This is a genomic window from Bacillus sp. ok061 (assembly GCF_900108285.1).
Taxonomy (GTDB): Bacteria; Bacillota; Bacilli; order Bacillales; family Bacillaceae_G; genus Bacillus_A; species Bacillus_A thuringiensis_S.
In genome coordinates this window covers 1-13984 of sequence record NZ_FNUW01000008.1, presented here as the reverse complement: position 1 = coordinate 13984, position 13984 = coordinate 1, and the positions used below count along the sequence as shown (strand labels likewise).

The window sequence follows — 13984 nt, the reverse complement described above, 5'->3', positions numbered from 1 at the left end:
TAACAATATATATTTGTAACTCTCTAAAAAACTTGCACTACATATGGAATTATTACGCATGAAAGCTAGTAGTAAATTTTATATCCACTTTTAGTACACGCCTACACTAACTTAACATAAATAATTAGAAAATTCAATCTTTTATAAACGGTAAAACTAAAAAAGAAAAAGCGTATGGAATCCCATACGCTTTTTTTACTTAGTTTGTAAATACGGCGGCAATTGTTGCAACTGCTCCTTATCCTTTTCACGTTCTCTACGTGCCCATCTAAAGAATACATAGCCTATAATTGTACCGTACACTATTTCCTGGACAATTTTCATTATGATACCACCAGTTTGCTGGTCTTGTACGACTGGCATCCAGTGCAAAAATTCCGGTCCCGTTATATTTAAATCTGATAAAGTGCCCGCTGGTACACATAGTTCCATCGCTTTCATCCAAGCAGCCGGATCCGTATACGTTGCAAATAACGGGGCTGTCGCAAAAATGATTAACGCACAAGCTGGCGTTAATAATATACCATTAGCAAACATGTAACCAAGTTTCTTTATATCACTTAACGTTTGATATTCTGGTAATGGATTTAACATCGGCCACCACATCATGATTGCTGTAAAAAACAATATAGCGAGACAAATAGGATGAGCTATTTGACTTTGTTTTACCGTATCAAAAACAACTGGTAAATGATAAAAAGAAAACAGGCCGTTAAATACAAACAACGCAATAAGTGGTTTAGCAAATACCTTTAATATAATTTGAACGAACTTAAAAGAAGTAATGTAACGATATAACCAAATCGGTATACCAAGCAACAGTAACGGTGGCACTGCAATATACATGACCGCCATTTCAAACATATGAGCACTAAATATAATATGGCCAATTAAATCAATTGGCCCTCCCTTTACAAAATACAAAAGAACAATACCAGTCGTAAAATAAAAAATTTGCTTGTTACTTACCTTCGTCGCATTTTCAAATCGCATTCTATATGGACCAACAATTAAGAAGTACCCAATAAGAATCGACAGCATAAATATTAAAAAGATTGGACTCCATAAAGCCTGAAAACCAAATATCCACAAGTTACTCATTTTCACACCTACCTTCGTAAGGTTATCCATAATATGAAGAGGGAGCTGTGACAACACAAGCTCCCTTATTTTTCACTTTTCAAATCCAGACGATTGTCATAAATGCTAAAATTGTAATTAACCCTATTAGCAGACCAGAGTATAGAAAGAAACTTGCTGCTTCATGTCCTTTATGACTCATATGCATAAAATAATACAATTGAAAAATTACTTGTACGACTGCTAATAGTAAAATAAATGGAACAGAGAAAGTCGGACTAAAAGTTTTTGGATACGCCACCGCTACAAATGCAACTAATGTTAAAAAAATCATTAATGCAAACGTAATAACTTGATGCTTCATTTCCTCCGCACTTTTTCTCTTCCGATAAACAAGATCAACTTTAGGATTATTCGTTTGCTTTATCGCCATTGTTTATCCCACCATTCCCATTAAATATACTACAGTGAAAATAAACACCCAAACTACGTCAATAAAGTGCCAATAAATCGATGCAACATAAAACTTCGGTGCATTGTATAAATTTAGACCTCTCTTCGCATTTCTAAAGATTAATGTTAAAATCCAACATAACCCAAACAATACGTGGAGTCCATGTGTACCAACAAGAGCATAAAACGCAGAGCCAAACGCACTACTTCTCATAGTATGCTTAAATTCATGTGTATAATGATAAAACTCATATATCTCAAACCCTAAAAACCCTAAACCTAGCAATACAGTTACTAGTAACCAAAGTTGCATTTTCTTAAAGTTAAAGTTTTTCATGTGATACATCGCATATACACTCGTTAAGCTACTCGTTAATAAAAGCATCGTCATAATGAAAACGAGTGGCATTTGGAACATCTCTTGAGATGTTGGTCCACCATTTGTAGAATTCTTTAACGCTAAATATGTGCCAAATAAGGAAGCGAACAACACTGTTTCGCCTCCAAGAAATAACCAAAAACCGACAAACTTATTTTTCCCTTCAAGGGTTGCTTTTTCAGGCTCTGCTGGAAATGTTTCATTCGTTAATTTTTCATCTACATGCATTATGCCTTGCCCCCCTTATCATCTAAATCTTCTTTATGAATATGATATCCATGATCATCGATTACTGAACGTAGGAACATTGCGCCAAATGTAATGATTAAACCAATAATTGCTACTAATAACCAGAACTTATCTTTTCCACCCTGCATATACATTGCACCAAATGCCGCTATAAACAATCCGAAAGAAATGACAAATGGTGAAAACGAAGGATTTGGCATATGAATATCACCAACTGGTTCCGCTGCTGTCATCTCTTTATTACCTTCACGTTTTTCAATCCAAAACGGATCTAATCCGCGAACAAATGGTAATTGTTTAAAGTTATATTCTGGTGTCGGTGCTGGCATTGTCCATTCTAATGTACGTGCATCCCACGGATCACGACCAGCTTTTTCTTTTGATACTGTCGTTTTAATTACATTGAATAGAAAAACAATAGTCCCAAGAGCCATAAACACCGCTCCAATAGAACTAATCATATTCCCCATTTCCAACCCTTGCCCTTCAAGATATGTGTAGTAACGGCGCGGCATACCAATCAAGCCAAGGAAATGCTGAATAAAGAACGTTAAATGGAAACCAATAAAGAATAGCCAAAACGTTATCTTTCCTAATGTTTCATTTAATACTTTATTAAACATCAGTGGCCAATAATAATGAGCTCCTGCAAGTAAACCAAATACAACACCGCCAACGATTACATAATGAAAATGTGCTACTACGAAATAGTTATCATGAAATTGATAATCAGCTGGTGCAGATGCTAGCATAACCCCTGTAACTCCACCCATTACGAATGATGGAATGAAAGCTACTGCCCACATCATTGGTGTCGTAAAACGAATACTTCCGCCCCACATTGTAAAGAGCCAGTTGAATATTTTGATACCAGTCGGAACCGCAATCGCCATTGTTGCAACTGAGAAAATAGCATTAGCAACTGGACCAAGTCCAACAGTAAACATATGATGCGCCCATACCATAAATCCTAAAAATCCAATTAATACAGTCGCAAACACCATCGATGAATAACCAAACAATCGTTTTTTCGAAAATGTCGCGAATATTTCTGAGAATATTCCGAAAGCTGGGAGTATAAGAATGTATACTTCTGGATGACCGAAAATCCAGAATAAATGCTCCCATATAATTGTATTCCCGCCCAATGCTGGATTAAAGAAACTTGTTCCAAATAAACGATCTAACATTAAAAGTCCTAATCCTACAGTTAACGGTGGAAAAGCGAATAATATAAGCGAAGATGTTACAAATGTCGTCCATGTAAACATCGGCATACGCATATACGTCATTCCTGGCGCACGCATATTAATAATGGTTACAAGGAAGTTAATACCTCCAATTAATGTACCAATACCTGAGATTTGCAAACCGAGTACATAGAAATCAACACCATGACCTTTAGAGGCTAAAGCTAAAGATGCATAAGATGTCCATCCTGCATCAGGTGCTCCACCTAAAAACCAACTTAAATTTAAAAATACTCCACCAAAGAAAAATAACCAAAATCCGAGTGAATTCAAAAACGGGAACGCTACATCACGTGCACCAATTTGAAGTGGTACAGCGGCGTTCATAAATGCAAACACGAGTGGCATAGCTGCGAGGAAAATCATTGTTGTACCGTGCATCGTCAATACTTGATTATAAGCATCCCCAACAAGAAAAGCGTTGTTAGGAATCGCTAATTGAAGGCGAATAAATAGAGCTTCTATTCCGCCTATTACAAAAAACAATCCACCTGCAATTAAATAGAGAATGGCAATCTTTTTATGGTCTACTGTCGTTAAATAATCCCATATGACAGCACCCATCCCCTGTTTTTTTGCTACAGAACTCACGTTTTCAACCTCCCCTTCGCGAATAATCCCTCTTTACTTTTCAACTTTTAACGTTTGTAAGTATGCATTTAATGCATCAATTTGATCATCCGTTAAGTTGCCATATTTGCCAGTCATTTTGTTTCCTGGCTTCATATTTTCAGGATCTTTCAGCCATTTTTTTAAGTTTTCTTCATTGTTTTCGGCAATACCGGCAACCATATCGCGATCCGCAAAGTTTGCTAAGTTTGGTGCGATACGAGCGGAAGGTGGTCTACTATCATTAGATCCAACTGCGTGACAACCAATACAGCTTTTATTAAATATTTCTTGGCCCTCTTGCGCCTTTGTTGAAGCTACTTCTTTCTTCCCATCAATCTTCTTCATATCAGCAAGCCAATTTTTGTACTCGCTTTCATCTAAAGCTTTCACTTTAAATTGCATTAAAGAATGTGATGGGCCGCAAAATTCTGTACAAAAACCATTATAAGTGCCCGATTTATCTGCCTTTAACCACATTTTGTTCACATTGTCTGTATTTGTATCCATTTTCCCAGCTAAAGATGGAACCCAAAATGAGTGTTTAATATCGGCACCCTTCAAATTTAAATATACTTTCTTACCTGTGGGGATGACTAAATCTTGCGAAGTTACTATCTTTTCTGATTTATAAGAAAATTCCCACCAATAAAGATTCGCTGTTACATCAACAACGATAGTATCTTTATCAATATTCTTTTTCTCCATCGCACTTACATCAGCAAGTTTGAATGTATATGTAACCGTTGGAACAGCTAAGATTAGTAAAAGAATAATCGGAATAACTGTCCATATAATTTCTAGTTTGTGATTCCCTTCAACTTGCTCTGGAATATAATCTTCCTGACCTTTCTTTTGTCGGAAACGCACAATTACATACAAGAAAATAATAGTAACTACTAGTACTACTCCTACCATGATTGCACTCGCCAGTAGAAGTAAATCATATTGCATTTTTGCTACTTCTCCTTGCGGAATTAAAGTAGATTGAAAGGCTTTACCGCATCCCCCTAACAGTAAAGCCAGCAGTGAAACGAACGAAAGCAGTCGCCACTGTTTCTTCATACAAACAACCCCCACTTTCCTTGTGAATTAGATTGTACTTTATAGTTAAGTAAAGTAAATCTCAACGTAAAGAAATCCAATTATGTCGTTGTCTTAGAAGAATGTAACTACAATCATTGATACAAATAAGATTGTTAAATAATTTAGGGAATAAACAAACATTTGCACGGACCATTTTATGTCATCTTTCTTACGGAAGCCATAAAATCCTAAAGCGATCCATCCGATGTTAAGCAGTGTTGCAATTACCATAAATGTTATCCCTAGTCCACTCATATAAAATGGTAGTGGTAATAAACATACTGTCCAAATCATAATTTGGCGTTTCGTAATTTCAAATCCATGAACTACAGGAAGCATTGGAATTCCTGCATTTCGATATTCATCAACACGTTTCATCGCTAATGCAAGGAAATGTGGGATTTGCCAAATAAACATAATTAAAAATAACATCCAAGCAATTGGATGACCTAAAGATGGATCGATTGCTGCCCATCCAATTAAAGGTGGAACTGCTCCAGATATACTACCTACAACAGTATTTAGTGTATACTTTCTCTTTGTCCATAAAGTATATAGGACAACATATGTGAAAGCACCAATAAATCCCATTAAAACTGCCATTGGTGTTGTTAATAATAAGAATACAAATCCAAGAAGTAATATAACTAGTCCAAATGTAAGTGCAAATCCTGGTTTATACTTTCCAGTAACCGTTGGACGAGTCTTTGTTCTTTCCATTAACGGATCGATGTCTCTATCGATGTAGTTATTTAAACAACATACCCCCGCCATAATTAATCCAGAACCAACGATTGTAAAAAATAGCTTATCCAGATTGTCCATCACACTTAATCCATTAAAGTGTAACGCCAACCAAAATCCTGTAAATACAGTAAGTGTATTTGAGTTTACAATCCCCATTTTAACGAGTGCTGATAAATCTTGTAACCGAGTTGTTTCCGGTACACTTGTAACAGCGGACTCATCATGCAGCTCACTTGTTGCATGGTTCATCACTCTAACCCCCTCTTAAAACTTTCATCTTTCTTTTTGCGCCTATTTCAAATGAAATAATTCGCTTCTATATAGCAATATTATTACAGTAGAAACATTGTTAACCCATTCTACTACTAATCTACGCCCATACTCCAATATATTAAATCATATTTCCCGAACATTTTGTGAAGAAAACATGAACTTTTTGTGTCGAATATAAAAAACTTCATTCTGACTTGTCCTTATCATAACATGATGTTACATTCTATAATAAACTATTTTCTCCTATTTAACACGTATTCTCCCCATTTCTTTTCAAAATAGCCTATTTTTCACCTAAATTTTTCCTTGCGAACCCTGTTTTCACACCTATTTTCTCTCCCTTGTCTTCCTCCTCCATTTCTTTGCTATTTTATTATTTTTTATATATCATAGGAACTAGCGCGTTTTATTCTATACATAATGGAATGAAAATATTTCGCAATAACTTCATAGCAGAAAGATGGTGAAAGAGATTGCAACGCTTTATTAAATGGTTAGCAGTCATTACAAGCCTTGATTTATTAATAGTTTTATTAGGAGGCGCTTTAGTTACAAAAACAGGTTCTGGTCAAGGTTGTGGTAAATCATGGCCACTTTGTAACGGTGAATTTGTTCCATCTAATTTATCAATGGAAACTATTATTGAACTTAGCCACCGATTAACATCAGGATCAGCTGGAATTCTTGTCACTCTCCTTTGTATTTTGTCCTGGAAATATTATAAACATGTGCGTGAAACAAAAACGTTAGCAATTTTATCCTTCGTATTTTTAGTTGCACAAGCATTAATGGGAGCAGCAGCAGTTGTTTGGGGACAAATGCCAGCTGTACTTGCTATCCATTTCGGTATTTCCTTAATTTCATTTGCTTCTGTCATTTTATTAACGTGTCTTATCTTTGAAATTGACCAAAAATTTGATGCACGTTCACTTATTATGGACAAAAAAATGAAATTTCATATTTATGGTGTAACAATTTACAGTTATATCGTCGTCTACACAGGTGCTTTAGTACGTCACGAACGAGCTAGCTTAGCTTGTCCAGATTTTCCTTTATGTAGCAAAAACAGACCTATGCCAACTCAACTACATGAATGGGTTCAAATGGGCCATAGGGTTGCAGCGATGTTAATTTTCGCTTGGATACTATACGCGATGGTTCTCGCTATTCGCCATTACAAGCAGCAACCTGTAGTATATTGGGGATGGATCATTTCATTTATCCTTGTTACACTTCAAGCTGTAGTAGGAGTTTTAGTTGTATTTACAAACGCTAGTTTAGCGATGGCATTGTTACATTCTCTATTCATTTCTTGCTTGTTTGCCGTACTATGCTATTTAGTTATGTTAGGAACAAGAAGTAAAGTGAATGCAAAAGAAGCCGGATCAACTTCTAAACAAACAAAATAATTTAAAACTAAAATCCCTTGCCAATTCGGCAAGGGATTTTTTGCAATAAAGAAAAGAGCTGTATTTACACAGCTCTTTTCTTTATTTTAGTGATCTAATTCAATAAGTAAATCACCCGTTTGAATTGCATCACCATCGTTAACATATACTTTTTTCACTTTACCATTGAACGGCGCTTGAACTGTCGTTTCCATTTTCATCGCCTCTGTAATTGCCATAGAATCGCCTTTTTTCACTTCATCGCCTTCTTTTACAACTACTTTAATTACCGTTCCTGGCATTGTTGCACTAATGTGATTTGGATTTTCACGGTTTCCTTTCACACGTTGTGCAACTGTTGCTTTCACATTCTCGTCTTTCACGACAATTTCACGTGGTTGACCATTAAATTCCAAGTAAAGGACACGATTTCCATCCGGCTGTGGTTCTCCAATTGATACAAGTTTAACCATCAATGTCTTACCTTGTTCAATTTCCACATCAATTTCTTCACCGAGTCTCATACCATAGAAGAACGTCGGTGTATCAAGTACAGATACATTTCCATAAAGCTCAGCAACTTTTTCATAGTCCATAAATACTTTTGGATATAATGCATATGCAACTACATCAAAAATTGTTACTTCGCGTCCAAGTTTATGGAATAATTCTTCTTTTAACGCGTCGAAATCTACTGGCTCTAGTAGTTCACCTGGTCTTACTGTTAACGGCTCTTTCCCTTTTAAAATAATCTTTTGCAATTCTTTCGGGAAACCACCGTACGGTTGACCTAAATCACCAGAGAACATTTCAACAACAGATCCCGGGAAGTCCAAAGCATGTCCACGCTCTAAAACATCTTGTTCTGTCAGGTGGTTTTGAACCATAAATAATGCCATATCGCCAACAACTTTTGATGACGGTGTTACTTTTACAATATCTCCAAACATGTCATTCACACGACGGTACATTACTTTCACTTCATCGAAGCGATCTCCTAAACCAACCGCCTTCGCTTGTTGCTGAAGATTACTATACTGTCCACCTGGCATTTCATGCATATATACCTCTGTGTGAGGTGCATTCATACCACTTTCAAACGGTGCATAGTATTTGCGTACATCTTCCCAATAATGAGATAGCTTTTCTAAAGAATCGATATTAACATCTGGTTGTCTTTCATTTCCACCTAGTGCATAGAATAATGTGTTCGCACTCGGTTGTGACGTTTGACCAGCCATAGAACTCACCGCTACATCGACAATATCAACACCTGCTTCAATTGCCTTCGTATACGTTAATATACCATTTCCACTCGTATCGTGCGTATGCAGGTGAATCGGAATTGATACCGTCTCTTTTAATGCTGAAACTAAATCATATGCTGCGTTTGGTTTTAGTAAGCCAGCCATATCTTTAATACCTAAAATGTGAGCTCCCGATGCTTCCAACTCTTTTGCTAAGTTTTTATAATAATTCAAATCATATTTACTACGTAATGGATCATGAATATCTCCTGTGTAGCACATTGTTGCTTCTGCAATTTTACCAGTATCTCGTACAGCATCAATTGCAACTCTCATGCCTTCTACCCAATTTAAACTATCAAAAATACGGAATACATCAATGCCAGCTTGAGCAGAACATTCCACAAATTTTTGGATTAAATTATCTGGATAGTTTTTGTATCCAACTGCGTTTGAAGAACGAAGTAACATTTGGAATAACACGTTCGGCATTTTTTCACGAAGATCTAGTAATCGTTCCCATGGATCTTCTTTTAAGAAACGATACGCAACATCAAACGTTGCACCGCCCCACATTTCCGCTGAGAATAGGTTCGGTAACATTCTCGCTGTTGGCTCTGCAATTTGATGTAAATCTTTTGTACGAATACGAGTTGCAAGTAATGACTGATGTGCATCACGGAATGTTGTATCCGTCAAAAGTACACGTTTTTGATCCTGTACCCAATTTACTAATCCGTCCGCTCCACGCTCATCCAAAATTTGTTTCGTGCCATTTTGGATTGGCTCTGAGTGTAGTACATTCGGTATACGAGCATCTGGAAAAATTGGTTTCTCTTTTTTCCCTACTCCTGGGAAGCCATTTACTGTTACTGAACCAATATAATTTAACATTTTCGTTCCGCGGTCTTTACGTTTTGGGAACAAGAATAGTTCAGGTGACACATCAATAAACGAAGTATCATATTCTCCTGATAAAAAGTTTTTATGTTTTACTACATTCTCTAGGAATGGAATATTTGTTTTAATACCACGAATACGGAATTCTTTTAAGTTACGTTCCATTTTTGCAGCTGCTTGCTCAAAAGTAAGTGCCCAAGTTGTAACTTTTACAAGTAAAGAATCGTAGTACGGTGTAATAACTGCACCTTGGAAGCTATTTCCTGTATCAAGACGCACACCAAAACCACCGCCTGATCGATACGCCATAATTTTTCCTGTATCCGGCATAAAATTATTTAGAGGATCTTCAGTTGTTACACGAGATTGAATTGCAAATCCATGCACAACTACTTCCTCTTGCTTCGGCACACCTACCATTTTGCTATGTAATGAATGTCCATCAGCTATTAAAATTTGTGATTGAACGATATCTACTCCTGTAATCATTTCTGTAATCGTATGTTCTACTTGAACACGTGGATTTACTTCAATGAAGTAAAACTCATCATCTTTTACAAGGAATTCTACTGTTCCTGCATTTAAATAGTTTACATTTTTCGTTAACTTCACAGCAGCATCACAAATACGCTGACGCAAATCATCTGAAAGTGATACACTCGGTGCTATTTCTACAACTTTTTGATGACGACGTTGTACAGAACAGTCACGCTCGTATAAATGAACAACATTGCCTTCTTCATCTGCTAAAATTTGTACTTCTATATGTTTAGGTTTTTCAACGAATTTTTCGACGTAAACTTCATCATTACCAAAGGCTGCTTTCGCTTCTGATTTCGCTCGATTATATGATTCTCCTAATTCCTCACTAGTACGCACAATACGCATACCACGACCGCCACCACCAAGGGACGCTTTAATAATAATCGGGTAATCATACTTTTCAGCAAATTTTTCGACTTCTTCTAATGAATCTACTGGACCATCACTACCAGGTATAACTGGGATTTGTGCTAGCTGCGCTTGTGTTCTTGCTTTCACTTTATCTCCAAACATATCTAAATGCTTACTTTTCGGACCGATAAAGATAATTCCTTCTTCTTCGCAACGTTTCGCGAATTGAATATTTTCTGACAAGAAACCATATCCAGGGTGGATTGCATCTACATGATTACTTTTTGCAATCTCAATAATGCCTTCAATATCTAGATAAGCATCAATTGGTTTTTTTCCTTCCCCAACTAAATAGGACTCATCGGCTTTATAGCGATGATAAGAACCACTATCCTCTTTAGAATAGATTGCAACTGTTTTTAATCCTAGTTCCGAACAAGCTCGAAACACACGAATTGCAATCTCTCCACGGTTAGCTACCAATACTTTTTGAATACGTTGCAGCTTTGTCATGATTTTCCCCCTCTACTTTCCTACCACTCTAGAGATAAAATATATACACACCTTAAAAAGCGTGAAGTTCTTCACTTTCCACATTATATTATACTTAGAAAGCTTCACTTTATTTTTATCCATCATACCTTATTTTTTAACAAATGATAAGTTTTCTGTTCAATTTGTTTCACAAAAATAGTATAGCATACCTCTTCCTTTTCTAACAACTTAATTGTATATCACATTTTAACTAATGTGATATATTTTTTAACTAAAAGAGAAATTAATACATCACATTTAAAACTACTTAAAAATAAAAACACATCATGCTCTAAAGCACAATGTGTTTTTATTTTACAACTACAAGATGTGGTCCATTTTGTTCTCTTTCTTTTATTCCCTCATTCTGCTGTTTCTCTTCTCGTTTTACATGACTAGCAATATTAAGTAGTATTCCCATCGCAAGTAGATTAGCTATTAAGGAACTCCCGCCATAACTAATAAACGGTAAAGGTACTCCCGTAAGCGGTATTAATCCAGACATACCACCAACATTAACAAAAGTTTGTACTCCCATTAAACTTGCAATTCCGATTGCAATTAAACTTCCAAACGGATCTTTACATTTTTGAGCAATCCTGAATGAACGAATAATAATAAGTAGCAAGCAAATTAAAATAATAGCTACACCAATAAAACCTAACTCTTCAGATATAATAGCCATAATAAAATCTGTTTGCGGTTCTGGTAAATATCCATATTTTTGCACACTATTTCCTAATCCTCGACCGTTTAGCCCTCCTGAAGCAATTCCAATAAAAGAATTTACCAATTGGAATCCATCATTCTGAGGATCATTGAATGGATCAAGAAAAACTGAAAAACGGGCCTTTTGGTACCCACTTAATTTATAATTAGCCAGAAAATATAGCGCTGGAATCCATACTATAGAAGTTAAAACAATTCGTTTAATCCATAAATTAATCCGTACTCCTGAACAAAGAAACATAATTCCTACTGTTCCTGCAATTAACAAATCGGTACCTAAATCATTTTGCTTTAAAATTAAAAACATTGCCATTCCAACAAAACCAAGTGTAAGTCCCGACCCTTTAAAAACAGGTGTATTTGTCTCTTGTCTTCTTGCAAAAAAGCGAGCTAATATTATAATAATCGATAGTTTAACAAATTCAGCGGGCTGTATACCTAATATCCAACCTTTTGCACCATTTATTTCCTTACCAAAAATCAAGGCTGCTGCTAGTAAAGCAATACTCCCTAGCCCCATCGCCGATAAAATTATTCGTTTCCTCCAAAACTTATAAGGTAACGAGGCTACACTTACTAACAATACCGTTCCAATAGCTAAAGTTATTAATTGTTTTTTAAAAAAGTAATTTGCCGGCCAGTTATGCCTCGAAATCGCAGCAATGGAACTAGAACTATATACCATTATTACTCCCAGCACACATAAGATAACAAGAGGAAGTAATAATGAATAATCCATTGATTTCCATACTTTTTTCATTTCATTTCCTCTTTCTGTTTCAATTTAATTATTGTTGTATTCCATATGTACATTGATTCTTCCTGCTTTATTATACAAATAAAAAGCTCAAACTAATTTAGTTTGAGCCCCCTTATTTGAACCCGTTATTGTTGTTTGTTTGTAAACGCTTCATGAAGTGCAGATAACTCACGTTCGAGCTCACCTAACATTGCTTTCCCTTGTTCTTCTGCAATAAGACCAAGGCGAACTGCAAAATCGACCTCGCGGGATAGTCCAAACATTTGTGTGTCTAACACTTCTTCATATAATGGACATTGCGGCATTGTAAGATGGTCCATTTGCACCTTAATAAGTCTTAAAATCTTCTCTGCATCCGCTTGTAGAAGGGCTAGTGCCTTTTCCTGATGATTTGCTACTGTCTCAGACGCCAAATTGATTCCCTCCGTTTCCGTCCTACTCTCCTCTATCCTATCTATTAATATTAGCGATAGTTTTCATAAATTGCAATAGAAACATTTTTTGTGACAACAGTGTCTAATACTATTATACTGAAAAGTGGGAGTATAACACAAATGGGGGAACAACAATGAGCGAAATTTTATTTATTAACGGAAAAGTACGTTTTCCAATCACTATTGATCCAACTGTTTGGATCTTTGACGATCGAAAAGTAGATTTGACAACTTACTTTGATGAAACTAGAGAAAACACGTCTGAACTAGAAACTTATTTAAAAAACACTTCAGAACATTGGGATCGCGAAATCCGTGATGGTGCCGCTTTTCCTCCAATACAACAAAGTGTGAAGAAATATAAAAAAGAACAGCTGATTACTGGAACATTTGGTATACCATTTCATCCATTCCTTGCTAACGCTGAAATTTTAGAGGACGCTACGCAAGTTGAAATTGAAACGGTAGATCATACAATGACACTTCCATTAGAAACTGTCAAAAATGCTATACTAGGCTTTTCAAAAGAAGGAAAACCATTAAAAGAAGACGGACCTGTTCATCTCTATTTCAATGATGGATCTAATCAACAAAATCCAATCCGGAACATCCGTAAATTTACAATTATTTAAAGAAAAGGAGTGAGCTTAAGCTCACTCCTTTTTCAGAGTGTTGGGAAACCCTTTAGGGTTCCCCACACTCTGGAATCATTTTGATTTTAGCGAATAAAAACAACATAAAATAATAGAGTTTCAAAAAAATAGCCCTCCACCAGACCTTTTTTGGTCAGATGGAGGGCTATTTTTTTCATGTTTTGACAAGTTGCGGTGAGATAAGCCTGCATTTGGACAGACTTCAGCCCCCGAAATCGAGCATATCGATAGCCATGTAGTTCTTTGGCATCCGCAAAGCTTCGCTCTATAGTTGAACAGCGTACTTTGTACAACTTTTTCCCTGTAACTGTTAGTTTGT

Annotated in this window: 11 protein-coding genes and 1 pseudogene; 2 read left to right on the top strand and 10 right to left on the bottom strand. The window is 36.1% G+C overall.

Features of this window, described 5'->3' with window-relative positions; translation table 11 throughout:
• Window positions 1-195 precede the first annotated feature (195 nt).
• The 6 genes from ctaG to ctaB all read right to left on the bottom strand — a co-directional run bounded on the left by ctaG (window position 196) and on the right by ctaB (window position 6102).
• Window positions 196-1101, bottom strand: coding sequence for a cytochrome c oxidase assembly factor CtaG (gene ctaG, locus C4S65_RS12920; protein WP_103945262.1), 906 nt, complete (start codon window positions 1099-1101; stop codon window positions 196-198).
• A gap of 79 nt (window positions 1102-1180) precedes the next feature.
• Window positions 1181-1513: a cytochrome c oxidase subunit IVB gene (ctaF, locus tag C4S65_RS12915; RefSeq protein ID WP_000985703.1), complete on the bottom strand. Its 333-nt coding sequence runs from the start codon at window positions 1511-1513 to the stop codon at window positions 1181-1183.
• Window positions 1514-1516: 3 nt separating this feature from the next.
• Entirely contained in the window at window positions 1517-2140 is a 624-nt protein-coding gene (ctaE, locus tag C4S65_RS12910) for a cytochrome c oxidase subunit III (RefSeq protein WP_000557861.1), read from the bottom strand.
• Complete coding sequence (gene ctaD, locus C4S65_RS12905; protein WP_181032132.1) at window positions 2140-3975, bottom strand: cytochrome c oxidase subunit I; 1836 nt, start codon at window positions 3973-3975, stop codon at window positions 2140-2142. Before ctaD ends, ctaE begins: the two co-directional genes overlap by 1 nt.
• A gap of 60 nt (window positions 3976-4035) precedes the next feature.
• Window positions 4036-5085 carry a cytochrome c oxidase subunit II gene (coxB, locus tag C4S65_RS12900; protein ID WP_000745273.1) on the bottom strand — a complete coding sequence of 350 codons (1050 nt, stop codon included), beginning with the start codon at window positions 5083-5085 and terminating at the stop codon, window positions 4036-4038.
• Window positions 5086-5178: 93 nt separating this feature from the next.
• Complete coding sequence (gene ctaB / locus C4S65_RS12895) at window positions 5179-6102, bottom strand: protoheme IX farnesyltransferase (protein WP_001015060.1); 924 nt, start codon at window positions 6100-6102, stop codon at window positions 5179-5181.
• Window positions 6103-6599: 497 nt separating this feature from the next.
• Between ctaB and ctaA the strand changes: the two genes are divergently transcribed.
• Complete coding sequence (gene ctaA, locus C4S65_RS12890; protein ID WP_086407630.1) at window positions 6600-7535, top strand: heme A synthase; 936 nt, start codon at window positions 6600-6602, stop codon at window positions 7533-7535.
• An 86-nt stretch (window positions 7536-7621) separates the two neighbouring features.
• Here the strand turns inward: ctaA and pyc are convergent, their stop codons facing one another.
• The 3 genes from pyc to C4S65_RS12870 all read right to left on the bottom strand — a co-directional run bounded on the left by pyc (window position 7622) and on the right by C4S65_RS12870 (window position 12991).
• Window positions 7622-11068, bottom strand: a complete 3447-nt coding sequence (gene pyc, locus C4S65_RS12885) for a pyruvate carboxylase (RefSeq protein ID WP_000164059.1) — start codon at window positions 11066-11068, stop codon at window positions 7622-7624.
• Between the two features lie 331 nt (window positions 11069-11399).
• Entirely contained in the window at window positions 11400-12578 is a 1179-nt protein-coding gene (locus tag C4S65_RS12875; protein WP_103945252.1) for an FtsW/RodA/SpoVE family cell cycle protein, read from the bottom strand.
• Between the two features lie 125 nt (window positions 12579-12703).
• Complete coding sequence (locus C4S65_RS12870) at window positions 12704-12991, bottom strand: YlaN family protein (protein WP_000135694.1); 288 nt, start codon at window positions 12989-12991, stop codon at window positions 12704-12706.
• Between the two features lie 155 nt (window positions 12992-13146).
• Between C4S65_RS12870 and C4S65_RS12865 the strand changes: the two genes are divergently transcribed.
• Window positions 13147-13644, top strand: a complete 498-nt coding sequence (locus C4S65_RS12865; protein WP_001289809.1) for a hypothetical protein — start codon at window positions 13147-13149, stop codon at window positions 13642-13644.
• Between the two features lie 75 nt (window positions 13645-13719).
• Here the strand turns inward: C4S65_RS12865 and C4S65_RS12860 are convergent.
• Window positions 13720-13984 (bottom strand): annotated as a pseudogene (locus C4S65_RS12860) (transposase); the annotation flags it as partial.

Bases quoted from the DNA above. Each gene is read 5' to 3' on its own strand.
- ctaG (WP_103945262.1), bottom strand. From the start codon at position 1,101: ATGAGTAACTTGTGGATATTTGGTTTTCAGGCTTTATGGAGTCCAATC.
- ctaF (WP_000985703.1), bottom strand. From the start codon at position 1,513: ATGGCGATAAAGCAAACGAATAATCCTAAAGTTGATCTTGTTTATCGG.
- ctaE (WP_000557861.1), bottom strand. From the start codon at position 2,140: ATGCATGTAGATGAAAAATTAACGAATGAAACATTTCCAGCAGAGCCT.
- ctaD (WP_181032132.1), bottom strand. From the start codon at position 3,975: ATGGGTGCTGTCATATGGGATTATTTAACGACAGTAGACCATAAAAAG.
- coxB (WP_000745273.1), bottom strand. From the start codon at position 5,085: ATGAAGAAACAGTGGCGACTGCTTTCGTTCGTTTCACTGCTGGCTTTA.
- ctaB (WP_001015060.1), bottom strand. From the start codon at position 6,102: ATGAACCATGCAACAAGTGAGCTGCATGATGAGTCCGCTGTTACAAGT.
- pyc (WP_000164059.1), bottom strand. From the start codon at position 11,068: ATGACAAAGCTGCAACGTATTCAAAAAGTATTGGTAGCTAACCGTGGA.
- C4S65_RS12875 (WP_103945252.1), bottom strand. From the start codon at position 12,578: ATGAAAAAAGTATGGAAATCAATGGATTATTCATTATTACTTCCTCTT.
- C4S65_RS12865 (WP_001289809.1), top strand. From the start codon at position 13,147: ATGAGCGAAATTTTATTTATTAACGGAAAAGTACGTTTTCCAATCACT.